Source organism: Chryseobacterium sp. (assembly GCF_022869225.1).
Classification (GTDB): domain Bacteria; phylum Bacteroidota; class Bacteroidia; order Flavobacteriales; family Weeksellaceae; genus Chryseobacterium.
In genome coordinates this window covers 2,804,658-2,829,681 of sequence record NZ_JALIHL010000001.1, presented here as the reverse complement: position 1 = coordinate 2,829,681, position 25,024 = coordinate 2,804,658, and the positions used below count along the sequence as shown (strand labels likewise).

The following is a 25,024-nucleotide window of genomic DNA, read 5'->3' as shown; positions in this document are numbered from 1 at the left end:
ATGAAATTGAGTATTTTTATAACCTTAGTATTCCTCTATTTCTACAGTGATAACGTACTAACATCCATGCCTGATTGTAAAATACAAGTACAGGAAAAGAATATCGTGTTGCTTTGTCATGACAAAAAAATAGTCTATAAAGATTTAGTTATCAATGAAATGTCGGTTTCAACAGATTTTATAAAAGGTAAAAACAATGAGTTTTCTTTGCTTTATGAATTAAATGCTTCTACAACTAAGATTAAAGAGAAATATAATTTTATCTATTCAGATCATGGAATTTTTTTAATTTATAAGGAAGTTTTAAAATTTGGAAAAGATGGTATCATGAGCAACAGAATATATTTTGATGCTTTTGATATGAGAGACAGGAATTATGAAAGCCTTGAATCACTTGGAGATCAATTAGAAGAGACATTTGCTCACAATAATGCTGCGGTTAGTTATTTTGACTTAAAAAACAAAAAATTTGCAACAAGAATTTTTAAAGCTTCTAATGAAGATATTTTTATTAACTATCCTGAACCTGCTCAACGTAATATAATTATAACTGATGTAGAAGCAGCAAATAATTTAGCATTTTCTTTAGAACAAAAAGGAGCATATAGTGACGCTAAACTCCTATTAAATAATATTATTTCTCAGTATCCTGAACGAGTTGTTGCATATTTAAATTTAGCAGATGCAGAGTGGTCGTTGGATAATAAAGAGGAAGCTAAGAAAAATTATAATCTTTATCTTTCTCTTATGAAAAAACAAAATAAGAATTTAAGTAAAATTCCTAAAAGGGTTTATGATAGAATTAATTAATTTCCGAATTACACTAGATCATAAAATATTAAAAAGGAAATATTTTTAATATGGTATTTGTTTTTGATTCGTAGATTATACACTTAATATTGAAGAATAGTATAATGAATATAAAAATAAGATTTTTTTCCACTTCAATCATATTGAGTGTATCATTATTAGCTTGTAAAAAGGATCTAAAAAGTCAAACCATAGTTACAAAGGAAATAAGCACACACGAAAAAGTTATTGACTCCTTAATTGTTGATATCGATAAAGATGGTAAACCTGATAAAGTAATTGTTTTTGAAAAAAAACCGCTAGGCAATAGAACTATTGCAGTACAGCTTAACACTCAAAAAATCTATAAAACAGAAAGTTTCAATGATCAAATTATCGCTTGCTCTAAATGTGGTTATCAGTCTGGCGATCCATATATCAATTTAGAAGCCAGCAATAATGGATTTAATCTCATCTTAGAAGATAGAGTTTATTCATTTATATTCAAATCGGACGAAGCTTTTTTAGAGAAAATAGATATTCTAAAAACTAAGCAAACATCGGAAGGAATTGAAGAAGAACATGAGATTTACACTCCTAAAGATTTTGGTTCTCTTAGTTTAAATAATTTTGATGATGATATTATTCTTAAACTTAGAAATCATTCCAAACAAGTATCTCTTCCCCTACAACAAGAAGATCTGGATAAATTTGAATGGGAAACCGATAATTCTTTGGGTAATTATAAATGGTACGGTACTTATAAGAATTCTGGTAATTTTTATAGTCTGAATTGATAGATTCTGATATTATTATAAAATCTGAAAAAAGGGATTTAAAAATTTAAAAGAAAGTATTTAAACATAACCTTGGCCATCAAAAGACTAACAGGCTTGTAAGCTACCCATCAAAATCAGTGGTGATTGGCTTATGGTTGAAGATGATAACAAAGATTTTTTTTTGGATAAAACGGCGAGATAAAGAAGATAAACTAATTTCAGAATTATATTATGATGCACAGTAAGTATATAAAAAACTTGATATTCATATTATTCCATTTATTTTCAATCAGTTGTAAAACTCATGATGAAAATAAAAAGTATATTAAAGAATCAACTACCGAAAATGTCAAATTATTCGATTCTAAATTTCAGGGCGAATTTTCATCCACAGTAGAAACCGAAGAAACAACTTCCGGAACAGCAAGCATTACTTATCATTTCAGCATAAAAAATGATGTTGCAATTTTAACGACTACTACTTACCATGAACCTATCAGATGTAATGGGAATTATAAAGCTCTTGAAAATAATGGCATTTTGGAGTTGTATTATTCAGGAGATGAGGAAAGCTGTAAATCAAAAAATGCTAAATTCAAAATCAAGCGGGAAAACAATAAGTTTTACATACAAGGCTTGGGTGGAGAAGCTACCTTTAACGAATGGATCGAACTTTCTAAAACAAAAAGTGAGAAAAAATAGCACGAGTATACTAATATCGATAAAAAATGGTACACTATCTATAAGACGCGTTTTGATGATGGTAAAATTGGTGGAATTAATCCTATTCCACCCAAAAAATTGAATAGAATGACAAAATTAATTATTTTGACTGCGATATTATCGTTGTTTTTAGGGTGTAAAAAAACCAGTCCGGTAATACCTGTAAGCAAAAATAATGTAAAAGATACAATACAGCATAGCCCAAGATGTACCCTTAAAGAAGCTGAAAATAAAATCCTGAAACTGGATGAAGTGATTGCAAGCAGCCATTTCATTGATTCTCTTTCGAACCATAAACAGGGTATTGCTTTGATATCAGACAGTACAAGCATAGATAAAATACCCTATTACTCAATTCAGGCCGGCTATAATTCTGAGCTTCGCTTTGAAAACTACTACCTGTTTTACGTGGAGAAAGGAAATTGTGATCATATAAAAATTTTGGAGCCGGCATCCGGGAACATCATAAATATTGAGGATTGGCGGAAGGCCCAAAACGGAAACTTATCATATGATTTTTAAAAGAATAATCCCGGAAATAAAATCAATAAAAAACCGCTGTCCTGTTGAATAGCGGTTTTATATTCTGAAAACATTTTTAGTTTTAAGCTGTGGTATCAGGAGTAAACACTCTCTGTGCCAGTTCCTGGTCAAAAAGATATAATGCAGACGGGTTATCACAAACCATTTTGATCTTTGTCACATACTGCGAAGCACTGGCTTCCTCTTCTACCTGTTCGTTGATAAACCACTGTAAGAAAGATGTCGTTGCAAAGTCACCTTCCTCATTAGCATTTTTTACAATATTGAAAATACTTTTAGTTACTTTCTTTTCATGTTCCAATGCCTTCTCGAAAATATCCGTTGCATTTTCGAACTCATGCGGAGGTTTTGCAATTTCCCCGATGATAATTTCCCCACCTACATCATTCAAATAATCAAACATTTTATCTGCATGCATCAATTCTTCTTTGCTCTGAACTCTGAAGTAATTGGCAATACCATCTAAATCTTTTCCTGAAAACCATGCAGACATTGAAAGATAATATTGAGCAGCGTATTGTTCGTGGGCAATTTGTTCGTTAATTAATTTTGCAATTTTTTCGCTAACCATAAGTATTAAATTTATAGTCAAAAGTAGGGAATAAAAGCCCGAAATCAAAAGTTTTACAGAAAATTAATACAAAAAGGATGGGAATAAACCCATCCTTTACACATTAAAAAATCAAAATTATAAACTATTATTTCGCTTCAGAAGCTCCTGTATTCATCGGCTTTTTCATCATTCTTCTTTCTTTCATTGCCATTTTTCTCTGCTCCATTTTAGCGTCTCTGTCAGCCTGCCATTTATCATATTGTTGTGGAGTAAGAATTTTCTTCATATCTGCATCCATTTGTGTTCTTTTGGCCTTCATTTCTTCCATTTTAGCTTGTCTGTCCACTTTATTCTTTTCAAACTCAGCTTTCATTTCAGCTTTTCTCTTTTCATGAAGTGACTTTATCTGCGCCACTTGCGACGGATTAAGATTAAGATCTTTTTGCATCTGTGCCATATGATCCTGTTCTTTTTGCTGCATCTTCTGTTGCATTTCTGCTCTTCTTGCTTCTTTGTCCTGAGGAGTAGTATGCTGTGCCATTGCAAAACTTCCCATTCCGATAAATGCTATTGCTAAAACTAATTTTTTCATCTTTTAAAAATTTAATTAATTGTTGTTATATCTTTTTGATTAGCAAATAAAATAGAAGTTAAATTAACAAATTCATAAATAATGTTAAATTTTAACAAAAATAAATCAATTAAACATATAAAAAAGAGCAGATTATAAAAACCTGCCCTTCACACCACTTAAATATAATATATGAAAATTAATTCCTTACTAAACTTCCTCTAAAGCCTCCGCCTCCATTACCTCGGTTGTGCTGGCTTGGCGCTGGTCCTTCAGATCTTTGTCTGAATCCGCCGCCATTTCCTCTGAATCCGTTGTTTTCTTCTCTTTTGGGAGTACTTTCCCTTTTGATTTCACCATTTCCTCTAAATCCACCATTATTGTTTCTGAATCCGCCATTATTTTCTGAGCTTCCTCTGAAACCTCCGTTGCTGTTTCCTACTCCATTGTTATCATGATTACGAAAACCGGAATTGTCATTTTTTCGCCAGTTATCATTCTGACCACGGAATCCTCCGGAATGAGTACCATCATCTACAGATCCTCTGAATCCATTATTGGCTCTGCTGTCTCTTCTGATAATATCAAAACTGGGATTATCCATTCTGCGGAACCTTGTTCTGTCAACTCTGTAAATATTGATATTTACACTTCTGTATCTTGGCATTACCGTATACCTCGGTACATAATACGTTCTTCTGTAGTTTTGGAAATAAACGACCGGGCTGAAGCCACGATAGTAATTATTCTGGAATACGACAAAAACTCTTGGTCCCAAAATTCTTTCCAATGCATAGAACCTGTCATAGTACCATCGGTCCGGGTTATATCTGTAGAAATTATTCCAAGCTGAAAAACTGACGTACAGGTTATTCAGTCTCATGATCTGATCTACCTGCCAGCGGTTTAATCTGTTCTGTACAAAAAAACCGTTCCAGTCAATGTTAATAATACTATTTCTGTAATCGTTATAATAACTTTGATAGTAATCACTTGGATAATAATCCTGAGGATAATTGTAATAATAATCATCAGGGAAATAATTTCGGTCATCTTCATCGCTGTAATAGCCTCCTCCGTTCTGATAATAACCATCATCCTGCCAACCGTTATTCGGGTACTGCTGAGCAGACGCCAAAACGCCCAGGCCCAAAGCTAATCCCAAAAATATTTTTTTCATCTCTATAGTTGTTAATTGGTTAGTATATAGCAGAATATCTTATTCTATCTTTTGGATACAAATAAAAAAAAGAAGTTAAATCATAAGATTAAACTTCTTTTAAATTATTTTTAACTACCTGATAATCAATGGTAAAATTTACATCCTGCCGCTATCTTTTATCCAATAGGCTATTTTTACATTAAAAACCTCCTTTTGCTTCAGATCTTCAAGTTTTATATGCATTCTGTACCGCCAATAATGTGGGAAAACTGCAGGATTATTGATCCTTTCATCCTCTATATTTTTATTGGAAAGGTCAAGATCTGTTGCCAAAAACTCCTGAATCGGGAAAATGGCCAGCATCGCGTCATTATACAAATGCTGCTTCATGATAATCTCAGCAAGATGCGGGTCCAGGTTCTCCGGGGCCCTTCCATATTGAACCAGCTGTTGATTAAAATATTTTTGTGTCAGTGCAGGATCTTCCTTCCACCACTGCCTCAATGTTGAGCTGTCATGGGAAGAAGCCGTCACCACATTCATATAATGAGCATTCTTAGGATTATAGAACGGAATATTTTCTGCCGGCATACGCTGAACTTTAAGAGCGATGATAGCCAGCTCATCCATTACCACCGGCACACATGCAGGAACCATTCCCAGGTCTTCCCCGCAAATCAGCATTTTGGTAGCATTCAGAATCACAGGAAGCTTTTCCATGGCTTTTTCGTACCATAAATGATCCTGTCTTCTGAAGAAATAATCGTGGTACAGCTCATAGATTCCTTTTTTCTCCGGTTCTGAAAGGTAAGTATAGGACTCTGTGTTATATACATTGAATCTTGGATGATACACTGTTTCCCCGTTCCTTTCCTCTGTTAAAAAAAGAACATTGGCACAAAGTGAAATCAGCTGTTCTTCAAGCGGTCCGTGAGGGTTCTTTTTGAAAAAATCCACCAATTTTCTCTGGGTATCAAATTCTTCTTTAAATGAATAGGTTCCATCCTGATTGTTATTGATAAACTCCAGCACTTTTCCACTGTTTTCACCAAAATAATCCCACAGGATCTGGTTATTGATAAACGGTTTGCAGTATCTTTCATAATCAAACGGAATCTGCCATGCTTTAAATTCCTCCAACACAATAGGAACGGCAGGATAAAAATATCCCAGAATTCCCTGTACAGCAGAAACCGGCATTCTCCAGATTCTAAAGAAACCTAAAATATGATCAATTCTCATGGCATCAAAATACTGCTCCAATGCCCTGAAACGATTTTTCCACCATCTATAATCATCCTCTTTCATAGCTTCCCAGTTATAAGTCGGAAATTCCCAGTTTTGTCCAAGCGCTGTAAACTGATCCGGTGGTGCTCCAGCCTGGAAGTCCATGCCAAATAACTCAGGCTCTGTCCATGCTTCAACGGAATACCTGTAAATACCAATCGGCAAATCTCCTTTCAGAGAAACACCAAGACTATGGGTATAATCCACAGCATCTTTTAACTGCTTATGAAGCTGGTATTGTACCCAAGCATGAAGCATTGAAGTATCATAGTCCTTACTTTTTGTGGTAAAGAACTGTGAGATCTTTCCTGCAATATATTTTTTGTGGGTCTTCCACTCATTAAAATTAGGGGTTTTGTACTTGTCCCTTAGCACACAAAATGCAGCGTATGGAACCAGCCAGTATTCATTATCCTTGATGAATTTTTTGAAGCTGCGGTCTTTGTAGATATTTTCCTTTTCTGCATTAAAAACAGCCTTTATGTATTTCCATTTTCCTGCAATCACTTTTTCGTAATCAATCAGATCAAGCGAATTTAACATCTCTTTTTCAGCAAGATATCCTTCAACTAATTCTTTCGGTAAACCGAAGTCCAGTCTTTCTAAAGAAATATATTGGGGGTGCAATGCATACACCGATACGGCAGCATACGGATATGAATCTGTCCAGGAATAGTTCGCAGTAGTATCATTGATCGGAAGAATCTGAATAATACCAAGGTTCGTTTCCTTTGTCCAGTCTGCCAATTTTTTAAGATCGGCAAACTCTCCTACCCCAAATCCATCCTCACTTCTTAAAGAAAACACAGGAACAGCAACCCCTGCATCATGATACATCTGATAAGCCTTGAATTTAAAATAATGATTGGAAACAATCTGCAATACATCCGCAAAAGGATTGGCAACCGCAAATCTGTTTTCACCGGTTTCAACATCAATCACCTTGTTCTCTTTCGTATCGTAAAGACAATATTTGAATTGAATAAATTCATTTTCCGGAATTTCAACACAAGCTTCCCAAACCCCGAAATCAGTCTGGCTCAGATGAATGATTTCATTATAATTCCAGCTGCCTAATGATGCAGTACTTCCAAACAGTACAATCTTCCAGTCCGGATTATAAACAGGAGCCTCAATTCTGAATAAATGAGTATGTTTTTTTAAGACAGTGATTTTCTCCGGAACAAATCCATGTAATTTATTATAAAGGATTTTATTGTTTAAATAATGCTCCGGAAAGTTTTTATTATTCCATTCATCGAAAATAATAAACTCCTTATAATTGTGTGGAAAATTAAGATGATGCAGAACAAACTCCTCCCTTAAAACATAACCTTTTTCATCTACAAGTCGATATTTATACGAAACAGATTTAGAAAAATAATCTACCTCACACTTCCATTGGCCGTTATCTGCATAAAACATAGCGTGAACATGATCGGAAGTTCCTTCTTCACCTATAACAAGTTGCAGACTTTCTCCGGCTTTTGTAATATAACCTACATTAAAGTATAGCTTCATCTATATTTTTTTATAAAATTACATTTTAATATCGAAAAACAAAACTTCTTGAATATCAAATAATCATTAAAAAACCTTCTCAGATTAATCTGAAAAGGTTCTGTTTTTATGATGCTGTAAAGACTTCCTATCCCTATTTTATAAACAACAGGTTTACTTAGTCACCAGAATTTTCTTATTTAACACCGCTTTTCCTGATTCATCCGTAAGACTCACGATATACGCACCATTTATCAGGTTTTTAAAATAAGCTTTTTGATCCAGAGAACCATCCTTTACAGATAAAGTCTCATTCATCACATTTTTGCCTGACATATCAAAAACACTCAGTTTAATGTTCCCCTTAACCTTTTTATTATTGACATGAATGTTGATAAAATGTTCATCCACTCTGGTAGGGTAAATATCCAGATCAGTAAATGTTCCGGAAGAAGCATGTCTGTTATTCACAAAATATGGGCTGGCAAGGTCATAAATGGGCAAGTTTTCACCTCCGGGAAGTTGCTTTGCCTGTAATGTCACCAAGTCCACTTCATATAGAGACCCTCCTTTTGCACTTCCAATTACCACATTTCCTGTAGCATTGACTGCAGAACCATTTACCGAATAATGATCAGGAATTCCTGCAATTTTCCCTATATATTTTGCCTTTAAATCTTTTAAAGACACTTTAAAAACATTCCCTGAAGCCGCAAATATATAGAAGTTATTCTCTGCATCTGCCACCATATCTCCTCCAAAACCAGTTTCCATCGCAGTAAATGAATGCTTTCCGTTTGAAGGATCATCCTTTATGATTCCCAGATCATTCACGGCATATTGACCTCCCTTTTTATTGATCTGTAAAAGCTGTGTCCCGGAATTATTGATTGCATAGATATTGCCGTCAAACCCGGTTGTCATTCTGGTGATATGGGAATTAATATCACAGGAAGAAATCTTAGCCACATAGTTCTCTACCAGGGTAATTTCTTTAGTTCTGGTATTTAAAACATAAACATTGGAGGAAAACATAGGCATATAGACCAGATCATTATGAGAAGGGTCATATGCCAGAGCAGCCATTGTTACAGCCTGGGAGCGGCCGTAAGAGTTTCTGTCTTCGGTTACAATTCCTTTTCCAGTCTGTGAAAATACTTTTGCTGAAGAATCAGCTGTGAAAATGGCCTCTCCGGAAGTGCCGTTTATGCCGTCCATGGCCCGAAAATCACTGAAATCGATACGATGGGTATCCTTTCCGGTAATCGCAAAAAAATCCTGTTGTGCATGGGTATTTATACCTAATAACAACAAAAATAGAGGGAATAAATGTTTTTTCATAATATGCAGAATTTAGATTCGTAATCATTTGATAAAACTAAGTTACATAATTTTCAAATTAAAAAACAAAATATCTGTGCTAGTAGAATAATATTTACAATTAATTCATAAAAATGATATGATATTGATAATAAAAACTTTGCTATTTTTAGAGCTTAATCCCGCTATCCACTTCTACTCCTCGCGCCCCATCAACACTTTGCCTGCTGCGGGGTAACCGTTTCTATCGGGGCTAGGGTGGGCGTAGATATCCGAAATAATAAGTGGTGATAGAAGAGAAAATAATTGAAGTATAGATCTTAGATCTTAGATCTCAGATTTCAGATTCTGGATTATAAATAATCAATAATTAATGATTAATTGATGTTGGTAACAGTATGAATGATGTTTGGTTATAGTATGAATAATAGTCATGATGATCAGCAGCAATAATAGATTATTGATCATTCGTGCTATTCGTAGCTGATATATGGGAATGATGAATGAAGAATAAAGGATAAGTGGTGATGGATTGAAATGCAAATTTGCAATGTTTCTTTAGCCCGTTCTAAAGGTTATGCAATCCTACGGCTTTAGCCGAAACATAAATACAGCAAAGTTAATCCTAATTACAAATAGGTTGGGCTAAAGCCCATCATCCCAGATATCATATAAGTAAATGGGCTAAACCCATTTCTATTGATTATAAAAAAGCAGGGATAGATATAATAAAGAGATAAAATTAAAAAAATAGATCTTTTCATTCGGGGGATATAAACGACTTTTAAGGAGAGTATAGATTCCAGATCTCAGATTTAAGATTCTGGATTATAAATAATCAATAATGAGTAATTGATGTTGGTAACAGTATGAATGATGTTTGGTTATAGTATGAATAATAGTCAGGATGATCAGCAGCAATAATAGATTATTGATCATTCGTGCTATTCGTAGCTGATATATGGGAATGATGAATGAAGAATAAAGGATAAGTGGTGATGGATTGAACTGCAGACTTGCATGTTTCAATAGGGACGGGCTTTAGCCCGTTCTAAAGGTTATGCAATCCTACGGCTTTAGCCGAAACATAAATACAGCAAAGTTAATCCTAATTACAAGTAGGTTGGCTAAAGCCTATTTCTATTGATTATAAAAAGCATGGATAGATATAAAAAGATAAAATTAAAAAAATTAGATCTTTTCATTCGGGGGATCTAAACGACTTTTAAGGAGAGTATAGATTCCAGATCTCAGATTCTGGATTATAAATGATCAATAATGGGAATAAAGGATAAGAGAGAGAACTGCAGATTTGCATATTTCAATAGGGACGTATTAGCCCGTTCTCAAAGAGAGCGCTATATAGCCTAAACGTATCGCAATCGGGTAACGGATACGTAAGGTATATAACGTATATAACAAAAAAACCTTTATCGTTATGATAAAGGTTTTTTAAAATAAAATAAAAACTGGCGGCGGCCTACTCTCCCGCGTTAGCAGTACCATCGGCGCTGGTGGGCTTAACTTCTGTGTTCGGAATGGGAACAGGTGAGCCCCACCGCTAAAACCACCCTAAAGAAGGTATATAAGATATCAGAGCATAGATTTCAGATATCAGACTTAATGTCTGTCATCTGATGTCTTTTATCTGACATCTGGTTTAATCGATAAAAACTTTCACAAAGACAAAACCTTCGTTGCGCATAAAGCACTTGGTTTATAAAAGCAACCATAGACTATAAATCTACGGGTAATTAGTACTACTCGGCTATGACATTACTGTCTTTACACCTGTAGCCTATCAACGTCGTCATCTACAACGACCCTTAAAAGATGTCTCATCTTGAGGCGAGTTTCGCACTTATATGCTTTCAGTGCTTATCTCTTCCAAACGTAGCTACTCAGCGGTGCACCTGGCGGTACAACTGATACACCAGAGGTTTGTTCAATTCGGTCCTCTCGTACTAGAATCAAGCCCTCTCAAACATCTAACGCCCGCAATAGATAGAGACCGAACTGTCTCACGACGTTCTGAACCCAGCTCGCGTGCCACTTTAATGGGCGAACAGCCCAACCCTTGGGACCTTCTCCAGCCCCAGGATGTGACGAGCCGACATCGAGGTGCCGAACCTCCCCGTCGATGTGAGCTCTTGGGGGAGACTAGCCTGTTATCCCCGGAGTACCTTTTATCCTATGAGCGATGGCCCTTCCATACGGAACCACCGGATCACTATGTCCTGCTTTCGCACCTGATCGACTTGTTGGTCTCACAGTCAAGCACCCTTATGCCATTACACTCTACGCACGGTTACCAAGCGTGCTGAGGGTACCTTTGAAAGCCTCCGTTACTCTTTTGGAGGCGACCACCCCAGTCAAACTACCCACCACGCAATGTCCTTCTAAAAGAAGTTAGGCTCCAAGTAAGTAAAGGGTGGTATTTCAACGTCGGCTCCACAAACACTAGCGTGCATGCTTCTAAGCCTCCCACCTATCCTACACATTACTTACTCAAAGTCAATACGAAGTTATAGTAAAGGTTCACAGGGTCTTTTCGTCCCATTGCGGGTAATCGGCATCTTCACCGATACTACAATTTCACCGAGCTCGTGGCTGAGACAGTGCCCAGATCGTTACACCATTCGTGCAGGTCGGAACTTACCCGACAAGGAATTTCGCTACCTTAGGACCGTTATAGTTACGGCCGCCGTTTACTGGGGCTTCAGTTAATGCCTTCGGTTTAACCCTAAGCACCTTCCTTAACCTTCCAGCACCGGGCAGGTGTCAGACCCTATACAGCATCTTTCGATTTAGCAGAGTCCTGTGTTTTTGATAAACAGTCGCCTGGGCCTCTTCACTGCGGCCACCATTGCTGATGGCGTCTCTTCTTCCGAAGTTACGAGACTATTTTGCCTAGTTCCTTAGCCACGACTCACTCGAGCACCTTAGGATTCTCTCCTCGACCACCTGTGTCGGTTTTGGTACGGGTTGCTTCACTTCGGCTTTTCTTGGAAGCACTTTCCCTACAGCAGCTTCGCCCGAAGGCTAGGCCTTGACTATTCCGTCAGTCTCCAGTAAGTACGGCACTCCGTCCCCTTTTTAGTGTGAGCAAGTATGGGAATATTAACCCATTGTCCATCCACTACCCCTTTCGGGTTCGCGTTAGGTCCCGACTAACCCTCAGCTGATTAGCATGGCTGAGGAAGCCTTGGTCTTTCGGTGAGCAGGTTTCTCGCCTGCTTTATCGTTACTTATGCCTACATTTTCTTTTCTATCCGCTCCACAATACCTCACAGTAATGCTTCTGCGCAAATAGAATGCTCTCCTACCAGATATATCTAAAATATAAATCCATAGCTTCGGTAATATGTTTATGCCCGATTATTATCCATGCCGGACCGCTCGACTAGTGAGCTGTTACGCACTCTTTAAATGAATGGCTGCTTCCAAGCCAACATCCTAGCTGTCAATGCAGTCCAACCGCGTTGTTTCAACTTAACATATATTTGGGGACCTTAGCTGTTGGTCTGGGTTCTTTCCCTCTCGGACATGGACCTTAGCACCCATGCCCTCACTGCCGCAGAACATTTATTAGCATTCGGAGTTTGTCAGGAATTGGTAGGCGATGAAACCCCCGCATCCAATCAGTAGCTCTACCTCTAATAAACTTATATACGACGCTGCACCTAAATGCATTTCGGAGAGTACGAGCTATCTCCCAGTTTGATTGGCCTTTCACCCCTACCCACAGGTCATCCGAAGACTTTTCAACGTCAACCGGTTCGGTCCTCCACTCTGTGTTACCAGAGCTTCAACCTGCCCATGGGTAGATCACAAGGTTTCGCGTCTAATCCTACTAACTATACGCCCTATTCAGACTCGCTTTCGCTCCGGCTCCGGTACTTAATACCTTAACCTCGCTAGTAAAATTAACTCGTAGGCTCATTATGCAAAAGGCACGCCGTCACAGCTTTACGCTGCTCCGACCGCTTGTAGGCGTACGGTTTCAGGTTCTATTTCACCCTTCTATTCGAAGTGCTTTTCACCTTTCCTTCACAGTACTTGTTCACTATCGGTCTTTCAGGAGTATTTAGCCTTGGAGGATGGTCCCCCCATATTCAGACAGGATTTCACGTGTCCCGCCCTACTCATTTATCACTTAAATATGCCTTTCATATAAGGGGCTATCACCCGCTACGGCTGTTCTTTCCAGAACATTCTATTAAACATATAAAAGCTTTTGGGCTAATCCGCTTTCGCTCGCCACTACTTACGGAATCTCTTCGATTTCTTTTCCTCCGGGTACTTAGATGTTTCAGTTCTCCGGGTTTGCTCCTCTTGCGAGGTGACATGTCTTCAACATGCCGGGTTGCCCCATTCGGATATCTGCGGATCAATTCGTGTGTGCCAATCCCCGCAGCTTTTCGCAGCTTACCACGTCCTTCGTCGCCTCTGAAAGCCTAGGCATCCGCCATACGCCCTTAACGATTTCTTTCCTATTGGTTACTCAAGCGCTTTATGCGCTCGGTTTTCTTTTGTGATGTCTTTACCGTTAATGTCAATGATCTTAATTCTATTTCTGATTTAATTCGCAAATATTGTTTTTGGCTCTATTTGCTTTTTTAAAACTAAACCATCTATGATGGTGGAGAATAAGGGAGTCGAACCCTTGACCTCCTGCGTGCAAGGCAGGCGCTCTAGCCAGCTGAGCTAATTCCCCCTCTAGTAGACTTCAGATGTCAGATCTTAGATTTCAGACTTTTAAAATCTGAGCTCTAGCATCTTATATCTTCCCGTCTTATAATTAGTAGTCTCGGGCAGGCTCGAACTGCCGACCTCTACATTATCAGTGTAGCGCTCTAACCAGCTGAGCTACGAGACTGTCTGTTAGACTAACAGATTTCAGATATTAGATATCAGACTGATCTTCTTCTTTTATCTTGCCTCTCGTCTCAATCCCTTTTACTAATTTCTAGTGGGTGTTGTATTGTTAATATAACCAACCAAACAAAAAACTAAAGCTTCTCTTTAAGTAAGTTCCTGTATCTTGCGATACTAATTTTGTTTATCGTCTAATGACGCTCTAAAATGAGATGTTCCAGCCGCACCTTCCGGTACGGCTACCTTGTTACGACTTAGCCCTAGTTACCTGTTTTACCCTAGGCAGCTCCTGTTACGGTCACCGACTTCAGGTACCCCAGACTTCCATGGCTTGACGGGCGGTGTGTACAAGGCCCGGGAACGTATTCACCGCGCCATGGCTGATGCGCGATTACTAGCGATTCCAGCTTCATAGAGTCGAGTTGCAGACTCCAATCCGAACTGAGACCAGCTTTCGAGATTTGCATCACATCACTGTGTAGCGGCCCTCTGTACTGGCCATTGTATTACGTGTGTGGCCCAAGGCGTAAGGGCCGTGATGATTTGACGTCATCCCCACCTTCCTCTCTACTTGCGTAGGCAGTCTCACTAGAGTCCCCAACTTAATGATGGCAACTAGTGACAGGGGTTGCGCTCGTTGCAGGACTTAACCTAACACCTCACGGCACGAGCTGACGACAACCATGCAGCACCTTGAAAATTGTCCGAAGAAAAGCCTATTTCTAAGCCTGTCAATTCCCATTTAAGCCTTGGTAAGGTTCCTCGCGTATCATCGAATTAAACCACATAATCCACCGCTTGTGCGGGCCCCCGTCAATTCCTTTGAGTTTCAAACTTGCGTTCGTACTCCCCAGGTGGCTAACTTATCACTTTCGCTTAGTCTCTGAACTCGAAAGCCCAAAAACGAGTTAGCATCGTTTACGGCGTGGACTACCAGGGTATCTAATCCTGTTCGCTCCCCACGCTTTCGTCCATCAGCGTCAGTTGTTGCTTAGTAACCTGCCTTCGCAATGGGTGTTCTAAGTAATATCTATGCATTTCACCGCTACACTACTTATTCCAGCTACTTCAACAACACTCAAGACATGCAGTATCAATGGCAGTTTCACAGTTAAGCTGTGAGATTTCACCACTGACTTACACATCAGCCTACGGACCCTTTAAACCCAATAAATCCGGATAACGCTTGCACCCTCCGTATTACCGCGGCTGCTGGCACGGAGTTAGCCGGTGCTTATTCGTATAGTACCTTCAGCTAGATACTCGTATCTAGGTTTATCCCTATACAAAAGAAGTTTACAACCCATAGGGCCGTCGTCCTTCACGCGGGATGGCTGGATCAGGCTCTCACCCATTGTCCAATATTCCTCACTGCTGCCTCCCGTAGGAGTCTGGTCCGTGTCTCAGTACCAGTGTGGGGGATCACCCTCTCAGGCCCCCTAAAGATCGCAGACTTGGTGAGCCGTTACCTCACCAACTATCTAATCTTGCGCGTGCCCATCTCTATCCACCGGAGTTTTCAATATCAAATGATGCCATTTAATATATTATGGGGTATTAATCTTCCTTTCGAAAGGCTATCCCCCTGATAAAGGCAGGTTGCACACGTGTTCCGCACCCGTACGCCGCTCTCAAGATCCCGAAGAATCTCTACCGCTCGGCTTGCATGTGTTAGGCCTCCCGCTAGCGTTCATCCTGAGCCAGGATCAAACTCTCCATTGTATGTTTGTCTGACTCACTCAAAGTTTTGACGCTTTAGTTTTTCCTTACTTGGTTGTTATATTGTATGTCAATGATCTTTATATCTTTCGCTTTTTAACGAAGCAATCTTTCTGTCTGTGTTGCTCCGTATTTGCGAGTGCAAAAGTAAAACTTTATTTCGATTTGACCAAATCTTTTTGAAGAAAATTTTAAAGTTTTTTTTGTAACCTTAATCCTTCGCCAATCCTCAGCCCTACTCCTTCTGCGCTCCCTTTATTTGGGATTGCAAAGATACAAACTCTTTTTTAAACCGCAACTTTTTATCTAAAAAATTTAAAGTTTTTTTCGCTTGTCTCTCCCGTACTCGATATCGTTCCTGCTTTTCTGAAAAGCCCTTCTGCGCTTACTGATCTTCTCTCGTTTTCAGTGGGGCAAAGGTAAGCCAACTTAAACATACCAAACAAGTTTATTTAACTTAAAAATACCTATCGTGGAAAAGAAAGATTGTAAATAGCTGAATTATAAAATATTATACACCTATTATAGTTATCCACAATGTATGTTTATTATGGTATGGTATGAAAATTATGCCCTGAGATTGAATATTTGAAGTTTTATGGTATAGGTAAAGAAACGATAATAAGGGATTATTTGCTTCACTTTTCCATCGTGGGGATCTGGATCTAAACAGGGACTGGAGTATAGAGTGTAGATTTTAGATTCCAGATCTCAGATCTCAGATTTCAGATTCTGGGTTATAAATAATCAATAATGAATGATTGATGTTGGTGACAGTATGAATGATGAATGATAGTATGAATAATAATCATGATCAGCAGCGTCAATGATGGATTTGATCATTCGTGCTATTCGTAGCTAATATATGGGAATGATGAATGAAGAATAAAGGATAAGTGGTGATGGATTGAACTGCATATTTCAATAGGGACGGGCTTTAGCCCGTTCTAAAGGTTATGCAATCCTACGGCTTTAGCCGAAACATAAATACAGCAAAGTTAATCCTAATTACAAATAGGTTGGGCTAAAGCCCATCATCCCAGATATCATATAAGTAAATGGGCTAAACCCATTTCTATTGATTATAAAAAAGCAGGGATAGATATAATAAAGAGATAAAATTAAGAAAATAGATCTTTTCATTCGGGGGATATAAACGACTTTTAGGGAGAGTATAGATTCCAGATCTCAGATCTCAGATTTCAGATTCTGGATTCTGGATTATAAATGATCAATAATGGGGAATAAAGGATAAGTGGTGATGGATTAAATGCAGGCTTGCATGTTTCAATAGGGACGGGCTTTAGCCCGTTCTCAAAGAGAGCGCTGCCCTATGGCTTTAGCCTAAACGTATCGCAATCGGTAAAGGTAACCGGATCTTCCGGGATAGATGCAGATAGAGATAGAGATAGAGATAGAGATGAATAGAGAGAGTGGAGATCTACGTATATATATAGAGGTACAATAGAGGTACAGGTATAGATATAAGTATAGATACGTAAGGTATATAATGTATATAAAAAAAAAACCTTTATCGTTATGATAAAGGTTTTTTAAAAATAAAATAAAAACTGGCGGCGGCCTACTCTCCCGCGTTAGCAGTACCATCGGCGCTGGTGGGCTTAACTTCTGTGTTCGGAATGGGAACAGGTGAGCCCCACCGCTAAAACCACCCTAAAGAAGGTATATAAGATATCAGAGCATAGATTTCAGATATCAGACTTAATGTCTGTCATCTGATGTCTTTTATCTGACATCTGGTTTAATCGATAAAAACTTTCACAAAGACAAAACCTTCATTGCGCATAAAGCACTTGGTTTATAAAAGCAACCATAGACTATAAATCTACGGGTAATTAGTACTACTCGGCTATGACATTACTGTCTTTACACCTGTAGCCTATCAACGTCGTCATCTACAACGACCCTTAAAAGATGTCTCATCTTGAGGCGAGTTTCGCACTTATATGCTTTCAGTGCTTATCTCTTCCAAACGTAGCTACTCAGCGGTGCACCTGGCGGTACAACTGATACACCAGAGGTTTGTTCAATTCGGTCCTCTCGTACTAGAATCAAGCCCTCTCAAACATCTAACGCCCGCAATAGATAGAGACCGAACTGTCTCACGACGTTCTGAACCCAGCTCGCGTGCCACTTTAATGGGCGAACAGCCCAACCCTTGGGACCTTCTCCAGCCCCAGGATGTGACGAGCCGACATCGAGGTGCCGAACCTCCCCGTCGATGTGAGCTCTTGGGGGAGACTAGCCTGTTATCCCCGGAGTACCTTTTATCCTATGAGCGATGGCCCTTCCATACGGAACCACCGGATCACTATGTCCTGCTTTCGCACCTGATCGACTTGTTGGTCTCACAGTCAAGCACCCTTATGCCATTACACTCTACGCACGGTTACCAAGCGTGCTGAGGGTACCTTTGAAAGCCTCCGTTACTCTTTTGGAGGCGACCACCCCAGTCAAACTACCCACCACGCAATGTCCTTCTAAAAGAAGTTAGGCTCCAAGTAAGTAAAGGGTGGTATTTCAACGTCGGCTCCACAAACACTAGCGTGCATGCTTCTAAGCCTCCCACCTATCCTACACATTACTTACTCAAAGTCAATACGAAGTTATAGTAAAGGTTCACAGGGTCTTTTCGTCCCATTGCGGGTAATCGGCATCTTCACCGATACTACAATTTCACCGAGCTCGTGGCTGAGACAGTGCCCAGATCGTTACACCATTCGTGCAGGTCGGAACTTACCCGACAAGGAATTTCGCTACCTTAGGACCGTTATAGTTACGGCCGCCGTTTACTGGGGCTTCAGTTAATGCCTTCGGTTTAACCCTAAGCACCTTCCTTAACCTTCCAGCACCGGGCAGGTGTCAGACCCTATACAGCATCTTTCGATTTAGCAGAGTCCTGTGTTTTTGATAAACAGTCGCCTGGGCCTCTTCACTGCGGCCACCATTGCTGATGGCGTCTCTTCTTCCGAAGTTACGAGACTATTTTGCCTAGTTCCTTAGCCACGACTCACTCGAGCACCTTAGGATTCTCTCCTCGACCACCTGTGTCGGTTTTGGTACGGGTTGCTTCACTTCGGCTTTTCTTGGAAGCACTTTCCCTACAGCAGCTTCGCCCGAAGGCTAGGCCTTGACTATTCCGTCAGTCTCCAGTAAGTACGGCACTCCGTCCCCTTTTTAGTGTGAGCAAGTATGGGAATATTAACCCATTGTCCATCCACTACCCCTTTCGGGTTCGCGTTAGGTCCCGACTAACCCTCAGCTGATTAGCATGGCTGAGGAAGCCTTGGTCTTTCGGTGAGCAGGTTTCTCGCCTGCTTTATCGTTACTTATGCCTACATTTTCTTTTCTATCCGCTCCACAATACCTCACAGTAATGCTTCTGCGCAAATAGAATGCTCTCCTACCAGATATATCTAAAATATAAATCCATAGCTTCGGTAATATGTTTATGCCCGATTATTATCCATGCCGGACCGCTCGACTAGTGAGCTGTTACGCACTCTTTAAATGAATGGCTGCTTCCAAGCCAACATCCTAGCTGTCAATGCAGTCCAACCGCGTTGTTTCAACTTAACATATATTTGGGGACCTTAGCTGTTGGTCTGGGTTCTTTCCCTCTCGGACATGGACCTTAGCACCCATGCCCTCACTGCCGTAGAACATTTATTAGCATTCGGAGTTTGTCAGGAATTGGTAGGCGATGAAACCCCCGCATCCAATCAGTAGCTCTACCTCTAATAAACTTATATACGACGCTGCACCTAAATGCATTTCGGAGAGTACGAGCTATCTCCCAGTTTGATTGGCCTTTCACCCCTACCCACAGGTCATCCGAAGACTTTTCAACGTCAACCGGTTCGGTCCTCCACTCTGTGTTACCAGAGCTTCAACCTGCCCATGGGTAGATCACAAGGTTTCGCGTCTAATCCTACTAACTATACGCCCTATTCAGACTCGCTTTCGCTCCGGCTCCGGTACTTAATACCTTAACCTCGCTAGTAAAATTAACTCGTAGGCTCATTATGCAAAAGGCACGCCGTCACAGCATTACGCTGCTCCGACCGCTTGTAGGCGTACGGTTTCAGGTTCTATTTCACCCTTCTATTCGAAGTGCTTTTCACCTTTCCTTCACAGTACTTGTTCACTATCGGTCTTTCAGGAGTATTTAGCCTTGGAGGATGGTCCCCCCATATTCAGACAGGATTTCACGTGTCCCGCCCTACTCATTTATCACTTAAATATGCCTTTCATATAAGGGGCTATCACCCGCTACGGCTGTTCTTTCCAGAACATTCTATTAAACATATAAAAGCTTTTGGGCTAATCCGCTTTCGCTCGCCACTACTTACGGAATCTCTTCGATTTCTTTTCCTCCGGGTACTTAGATGTTTCAGTTCTCCGGGTTTGCTCCTCTTGCGAGGTGACATGTCTTCAACATGCCGGGTTGCCCCATTCGGATATCTGCGGATCAATTCGTGTGTGCCAATCCCCGCAGCTTTTCGCAGCTTACCACGTCCTTCGTCGCCTCTGAAAGCCTAGGCATCCGCCATACGCCCTTAACGATTTCTTTCCTATTGGTTACTCAAGCGCTTTATGCGCTCGGTTTTCTCTTTGTGATGTCTTTACCGTTAATGTCAATGATCTTAATTCTATTTCTGATTTAATTCGCAAATATTGTTTTTGGCTCTATTTGCTTTTTTAAAAATAAACCATCTATGATGGTGGAGAATAAGGGAGTCGAACCCTTGACCTCCTGCGTGCAAGGCAGGCGCTCTAGCCAGCTGAGCTAATTCCCCCTCTAGTAGACTTCAGATGTCAGATCTTAGATTTCAGACTTTTAAAATCTGAGCTCTAGCATCTTATATCTTCCCGTCTTATAATTAGTAGTCTCGGGCAGGCTCGAACTGCCGACCTCTACATTATCAGTGTAGCGCTCTAACCAGCTGAGCTACGAGACTGTCTGTTAGACTAACAGATTTCAGATATTAGATATCAGACTGATCTTCTTCTTTTATCTTGCCTCTCGTCTCAATCCCTTTTACTAATTTCTAGTGGGTGTTGTATTGTTAATATAACCAACCAAACAAAAAACTAAAGCTTCTCTTTAAGTAAGTACTTGTATCTTGCGATACTAATTTTGTTTATCGTCTAATGACGCTCTAAAATGAGATGTTCCAGCCGCACCTTCCGGTACGGCTACCTTGTTACGACTTAGCCCTAGTTACCTGTTTTACCCTAGGCAGCTCCTGTTACGGTCACCGACTTCAGGTACCCCAGACTTCCATGGCTTGACGGGCGGTGTGTACAAGGCCCGGGAACGTATTCACCGCGCCATGGCTGATGCGCGATTACTAGCGATTCCAGCTTCATAGAGTCGAGTTGCAGACTCCAATCCGAACTGAGACCAGCTTTCGAGATTTGCATCACATCACTGTGTAGCGGCCCTCTGTACTGGCCATTGTATTACGTGTGTGGCCCAAGGCGTAAGGGCCGTGATGATTTGACGTCATCCCCACCTTCCTCTCTACTTGCGTAGGCAGTCTCACTAGAGTCCCCAACTTAATGATGGCAACTAGTGACAGGGGTTGCGCTCGTTGCAGGACTTAACCTAACACCTCACGGCACGAGCTGACGACAACCATGCAGCACCTTGAAAATTGTCCGAAGAAAAGCCTATTTCTAAGCCTGTCAATTCCCATTTAAGCCTTGGTAAGGTTCCTCGCGTATCATCGAATTAAACCACATAATCCACCGCTTGTGCGGGCCCCCGTCAATTCCTTTGAGTTTCAAACTTGCGTTCGTACTCCCCAGGTGGCTAACTTATCACTTTCGCTTAGTCTCTGAACTCGAAAGCCCAAAAACGAGTTAGCATCGTTTACGGCGTGGACTACCAGGGTATCTAATCCTGTTCGCTCCCCACGCTTTCGTCCATCAGCGTCAGTTGTTGCTTAGTAACCTGCCTTCGCAATTGGTGTTCTAAGTAATATCTATGCATTTCACCGCTACACTACTTATTCCAGCTACTTCAACAACACTCAAGACATGCAGTATCAATGGCAGTTTCACAGTTAAGCTGTGAGATTTCACCACTGACTTACACATCAGCCTACGGACCCTTTAAACCCAATAAATCCGGATAACGCTTGCACCCTCCGTATTACCGCGGCTGCTGGCACGGAGTTAGCCGGTGCTTATTCGTATAGTACCTTCAGCTAGATACTCGTATCTAGGTTTATCCCTATACAAAAGAAGTTTACAACCCATAGGGCCGTCGTCCTTCACGCGGGATGGCTGGATCAGGCTCTCACCCATTGTCCAATATTCCTCACTGCTGCCTCCCGTAGGAGTCTGGTCCGTGTCTCAGTACCAGTGTGGGGGATCACCCTCTCAGGCCCCCTAAAGATCGCAGACTTGGTGAGCCGTTACCTCACCAACTATCTAATCTTGCGCGTGCCCATCTCTATCCACCGGAGTTTTCAATATCAATTGATGCCAATTAATATATTATGGGGTATTAATCTTCCTTTCGAAAGGCTATCCCCCTGATAAAGGCAGGTTGCACACGTGTTCCGCACCCGTACGCCGCTCTCAAGATCCCGAAGAATCTCTACCGCTCGGCTTGCATGTGTTAGGCCTCCCGCTAGCGTTCATCCTGAGCCAGGATCAAACTCTCCATTGTATGTTTGTCTGACTCACTCAAAGTTTTGACGCTTTAGTTTTTCCTTACTTGGTTGTTATATTGTATGTCAATGATCTTTATATCTTTCGCTTTTTAACGAAGCAATCTTTCTGTCTGTGTTGCTCCGTATTTGCGAGTGCAAAAGTAAAACTTTATTTCGATTTGACCAAATCTTTTTGAAGAAAATTTTAAAGTTTTTTTGTAACCTTAATCCTTCGCCAATCCTCAGCCCTACTCCTTCTGCGCTCCCTTTATTTGGGAATGCAAAGATACAAATCTTTTTCACTTTCGCAACTTTTATTTTAAAAAAGTTTTAAACGTTTTTTGTAGATTTCTTATCTTAAAGTATTTCGTTTCTGCTTATCTAAAAGCCCTTCTGCGCTTACTGATCTTCTCTCGTTTTCAGTGGGGCAAAGGTAAGCCAACTTAACCATACCAAACAAGTTTATTTAACTTAAATTTTACATTCCCGTAACATTTTTTGCTAAAACCCTGAATGGCAGAGTGAAAAATTTTAAACATTTGTTTGAGGGGAGGGCTGTGGGCGTTCGAGAGTTGGAGAGTTGGAGGGTAAAGGGGTGTTTTTGGGAGAGAGGATGGGTAAATGAATAATAGGGAATGTATAATGTATAATGGAAGGTATACATATATAATAGCAGAAGCTTTTTTAAAAACAAACATTCTTTATTTAAGTTTGGGCTAAAGCCAGGGAAGGAAGATTTGTTTTTATTAAACGGGATAAAGCCCTTTTCTATTGAATTTTAAATTATCGACAGGAATCCTAGCCCTGATAGGAATGGTTACCCCGCAGCTTGCGTGGGAGGGTTGGTGGGCGTGAGTGTCGGAAGAGCGTTGGCGTGAGGAGTAGAAATGGAGAGCAGGAAATAGCTCATAAGAAACATTCGTGTTATATACTATATATAATGTACGAAGATATATTTTCCCAGGCGGGCAAAAAAAAACATTCCGTAAGAATCCTAAGTATGGGACTCCTACGGAATGGTTATAAAACGAAGTTATATTTTTAGTTCAGAACATAGGATGTTCCGTCTCTTCCATCTTTCAACTCGATTCCTTCAGCAAGCAGTTTGTCTCTGATCTGGTCTGAAAGGTCAAAGTTTTTGGATTTTCTTGCCTGGTTTCTCAATTCAATCAAAACCTTTAATGTCTGATCTAGCTTTTCATTGTTGTTTTCTTCAACGGTCTGTAATCCTAACACATCAAAGATAAAGGCATTCAGTGTTGTTTTCAACTCTTCAAGATCTGCTGTTGAAATGGTTTCCTTGCCATCATTTACAGCAAAGATATATTTCACGGCTTCAAATACGTGGGCAATCAGAATGGGAGAATTAAAATCATCCGTTAAAGCATCATAACATTTCTTCTTCCACTCTTCAAGGCTGAAACCTGACTGTTTCTCATCGTCTGGAGTAACTGAGTTCAATACTTTTACAGCTTCCATCAGCCTGATAAAGCCTTTTTCACTGGCGATCATGGCATCATTGGAAATATCCAGCACACTTCTGTAATGTGCCTGCAGGAAGCAGAAACGTACAATTGACGGGTGGAAAGGTTTTTCAAAGAAGTCATTATCTCCGGTCACCAGCTGCATCGGAAGGATATAGTTCCCTGTAGACTTACTCATACGCTGCGAGTTCATTGTCAACATATTGGCATGCATCCAGTAATTTACAGGAGCTGCATCATTGCAAGCTTTTCCTTGTGCTATTTCACATTCATGGTGTGGGAATTTCAGGTCCATTCCTCCTCCATGGATATCGAAGGTTTCTCCTAGATACTTTGTACTCATTGCCGTACATTCAAGATGCCATCCCGGAAAACCTTCTCCCCAGGGAGAGTTCCATCTCATAATGTGGGCGGGAGAAGCTTTTTTCCACAATGCAAAGTCCTGAGGATTCTTCTTTTCGCCCTGGCCGTCAAGATCACGGGTATTGGCAAAAAGCTCTTCTATATTCCGTTTTGAAAGTTCTCCATAGTTCAGGCCTCTTTTGTTATATTCCAATACATCAAAATATACTGATCCATTGCTTTCGTAAGCAAAGCCTCTTTCAATTAATTTTTGGGTCAGCTCTATCTGTTCTACGATATGACCGGTTGCTGTGGGCTCAATATTCGGAGGAAGCAGATTGAACATATCTAAAACTTTATGGAAGTCTACCGTATATTTTTGTACGATCTCCATAGGTTCCAGTTTTTCAAGTCTGGTTTGTTTTACGAATCTGTCATTGTCTACATTTCCATCATCGGTAAGGTGCCCGGCATCCGTAATATTTCTAACGTATCTCACCTTATACCCTAAATGCATTAAGGTCCGGTAGATAAAATCGAAGGAAAGAAAGGTCCTTACATTTCCCAAGTGTACATTGCTGTATACCGTAGGTCCGCAGACATACATTCCTACGTTTCCTTCTAAAATAGGTTTGAATATTTCTTTTTCCGCTGTAAGCGAGTTATATATTTTTAATTGCATTTATTG

Annotated in this window: 10 protein-coding genes, 4 tRNA genes and 6 rRNA genes; 4 read left to right on the top strand and 16 right to left on the bottom strand. The window is 40.1% G+C overall.

Annotated elements, in window-relative coordinates; genetic code table 11:
* The 4 genes from MUW56_RS13190 (at nt 1) to MUW56_RS13175 (ending at nt 2,813) form a co-directional block, all read left to right on the top strand.
* Nucleotides 1-810: a tetratricopeptide repeat protein gene (locus MUW56_RS13190; RefSeq protein WP_292013613.1), complete on the top strand. Its 810-nt coding sequence runs from the start codon at nt 1-3 to the stop codon at nt 808-810.
* A gap of 104 nt (nt 811-914) precedes the next feature.
* Nucleotides 915-1,586 (top strand): hypothetical protein, encoded by a 672-nt coding sequence (locus tag MUW56_RS13185; RefSeq protein WP_292013612.1) that lies wholly within the window; start codon nt 915-917, stop codon nt 1,584-1,586.
* A 240-nt stretch (nt 1,587-1,826) separates the two neighbouring features.
* Nucleotides 1,827-2,270 carry a hypothetical protein gene (locus MUW56_RS13180; RefSeq protein ID WP_292013611.1) on the top strand — a complete coding sequence of 148 codons (444 nt, stop codon included), beginning with the start codon at nt 1,827-1,829 and terminating at the stop codon, nt 2,268-2,270.
* A gap of 108 nt (nt 2,271-2,378) precedes the next feature.
* Nucleotides 2,379-2,813 (top strand): hypothetical protein, encoded by a 435-nt coding sequence (locus MUW56_RS13175; RefSeq protein ID WP_292013610.1) that lies wholly within the window; start codon nt 2,379-2,381, stop codon nt 2,811-2,813.
* An 82-nt stretch (nt 2,814-2,895) separates the two neighbouring features.
* Here MUW56_RS13175 and MUW56_RS13170 read toward each other — a convergent pair whose 3' ends face one another.
* From MUW56_RS13170 to cysS, 16 genes are all read right to left on the bottom strand, one after another.
* Entirely contained in the window at nt 2,896-3,405 is a 510-nt protein-coding gene (locus MUW56_RS13170; RefSeq protein WP_292013609.1) for a ferritin, read from the bottom strand.
* Between the two features lie 127 nt (nt 3,406-3,532).
* Nucleotides 3,533-3,979, bottom strand: a complete 447-nt coding sequence (locus MUW56_RS13165; RefSeq protein ID WP_292013608.1) for a hypothetical protein — start codon at nt 3,977-3,979, stop codon at nt 3,533-3,535.
* A gap of 178 nt (nt 3,980-4,157) precedes the next feature.
* Nucleotides 4,158-5,138, bottom strand: a complete 981-nt coding sequence (locus tag MUW56_RS13160) for a hypothetical protein (RefSeq protein ID WP_292013607.1) — start codon at nt 5,136-5,138, stop codon at nt 4,158-4,160.
* A 138-nt stretch (nt 5,139-5,276) separates the two neighbouring features.
* Nucleotides 5,277-7,928, bottom strand: a complete 2,652-nt coding sequence (locus MUW56_RS13155; RefSeq protein WP_292013606.1) for a 4-alpha-glucanotransferase — start codon at nt 7,926-7,928, stop codon at nt 5,277-5,279.
* A gap of 153 nt (nt 7,929-8,081) precedes the next feature.
* Entirely contained in the window at nt 8,082-9,248 is a 1,167-nt protein-coding gene (locus tag MUW56_RS13150) for a T9SS type A sorting domain-containing protein (RefSeq protein ID WP_292013605.1), read from the bottom strand.
* A gap of 1,446 nt (nt 9,249-10,694) precedes the next feature.
* Nucleotides 10,695-10,802 (bottom strand): 5S ribosomal RNA (rrf, locus tag MUW56_RS13145).
* A gap of 159 nt (nt 10,803-10,961) precedes the next feature.
* A 23S ribosomal RNA gene (locus MUW56_RS13140) occupies nt 10,962-13,719 on the bottom strand.
* A gap of 148 nt (nt 13,720-13,867) precedes the next feature.
* Nucleotides 13,868-13,944, bottom strand: a tRNA-Ala gene (locus tag MUW56_RS13135).
* An 88-nt stretch (nt 13,945-14,032) separates the two neighbouring features.
* A tRNA-Ile gene (locus MUW56_RS13130) sits at nt 14,033-14,106 on the bottom strand.
* 204 nt (nt 14,107-14,310) lie between these two features.
* Nucleotides 14,311-15,827: ribosomal RNA gene (locus MUW56_RS13125) — 16S ribosomal RNA — on the bottom strand.
* A 1,566-nt stretch (nt 15,828-17,393) separates the two neighbouring features.
* A 5S ribosomal RNA gene (gene rrf / locus MUW56_RS13120) occupies nt 17,394-17,501 on the bottom strand.
* Nucleotides 17,502-17,660: 159 nt separating this feature from the next.
* A 23S ribosomal RNA gene (locus tag MUW56_RS13115) occupies nt 17,661-20,418 on the bottom strand.
* A 149-nt stretch (nt 20,419-20,567) separates the two neighbouring features.
* Nucleotides 20,568-20,644: transfer RNA gene (locus tag MUW56_RS13110), tRNA-Ala, on the bottom strand.
* 88 nt (nt 20,645-20,732) lie between these two features.
* Nucleotides 20,733-20,806 (bottom strand) — tRNA-Ile (locus tag MUW56_RS13105).
* A gap of 204 nt (nt 20,807-21,010) precedes the next feature.
* Nucleotides 21,011-22,527 (bottom strand): 16S ribosomal RNA (locus MUW56_RS13100).
* The 16S, 23S and 5S rRNA genes sit together here with 4 tRNA genes alongside, the layout of an rRNA operon.
* A gap of 1,024 nt (nt 22,528-23,551) precedes the next feature.
* Nucleotides 23,552-25,018 carry a cysteine--tRNA ligase gene (gene cysS, locus MUW56_RS13095; RefSeq protein ID WP_292013604.1) on the bottom strand — a complete coding sequence of 489 codons (1,467 nt, stop codon included), beginning with the start codon at nt 25,016-25,018 and terminating at the stop codon, nt 23,552-23,554.
* Nucleotides 25,019-25,024: the final 6 nt, after the last annotated feature.

Bases quoted from the DNA above. Each gene is read 5' to 3' on its own strand.
- MUW56_RS13190 (WP_292013613.1), top strand. From the start codon at position 1: ATGAAATTGAGTATTTTTATAACCTTAGTATTCCTCTATTTCTACAGT.
- MUW56_RS13185 (WP_292013612.1), top strand. From the start codon at position 915: ATGAATATAAAAATAAGATTTTTTTCCACTTCAATCATATTGAGTGTA.
- MUW56_RS13175 (WP_292013610.1), top strand. From the start codon at position 2,379: ATGACAAAATTAATTATTTTGACTGCGATATTATCGTTGTTTTTAGGG.
- MUW56_RS13170 (WP_292013609.1), bottom strand. From the start codon at position 3,405: ATGGTTAGCGAAAAAATTGCAAAATTAATTAACGAACAAATTGCCCAC.
- MUW56_RS13165 (WP_292013608.1), bottom strand. From the start codon at position 3,979: ATGAAAAAATTAGTTTTAGCAATAGCATTTATCGGAATGGGAAGTTTT.
- MUW56_RS13160 (WP_292013607.1), bottom strand. From the start codon at position 5,138: ATGAAAAAAATATTTTTGGGATTAGCTTTGGGCCTGGGCGTTTTGGCG.
- MUW56_RS13155 (WP_292013606.1), bottom strand. From the start codon at position 7,928: ATGAAGCTATACTTTAATGTAGGTTATATTACAAAAGCCGGAGAAAGT.
- MUW56_RS13150 (WP_292013605.1), bottom strand. From the start codon at position 9,248: ATGAAAAAACATTTATTCCCTCTATTTTTGTTGTTATTAGGTATAAAT.
- cysS (WP_292013604.1), bottom strand. From the start codon at position 25,018: ATGCAATTAAAAATATATAACTCGCTTACAGCGGAAAAAGAAATATTC.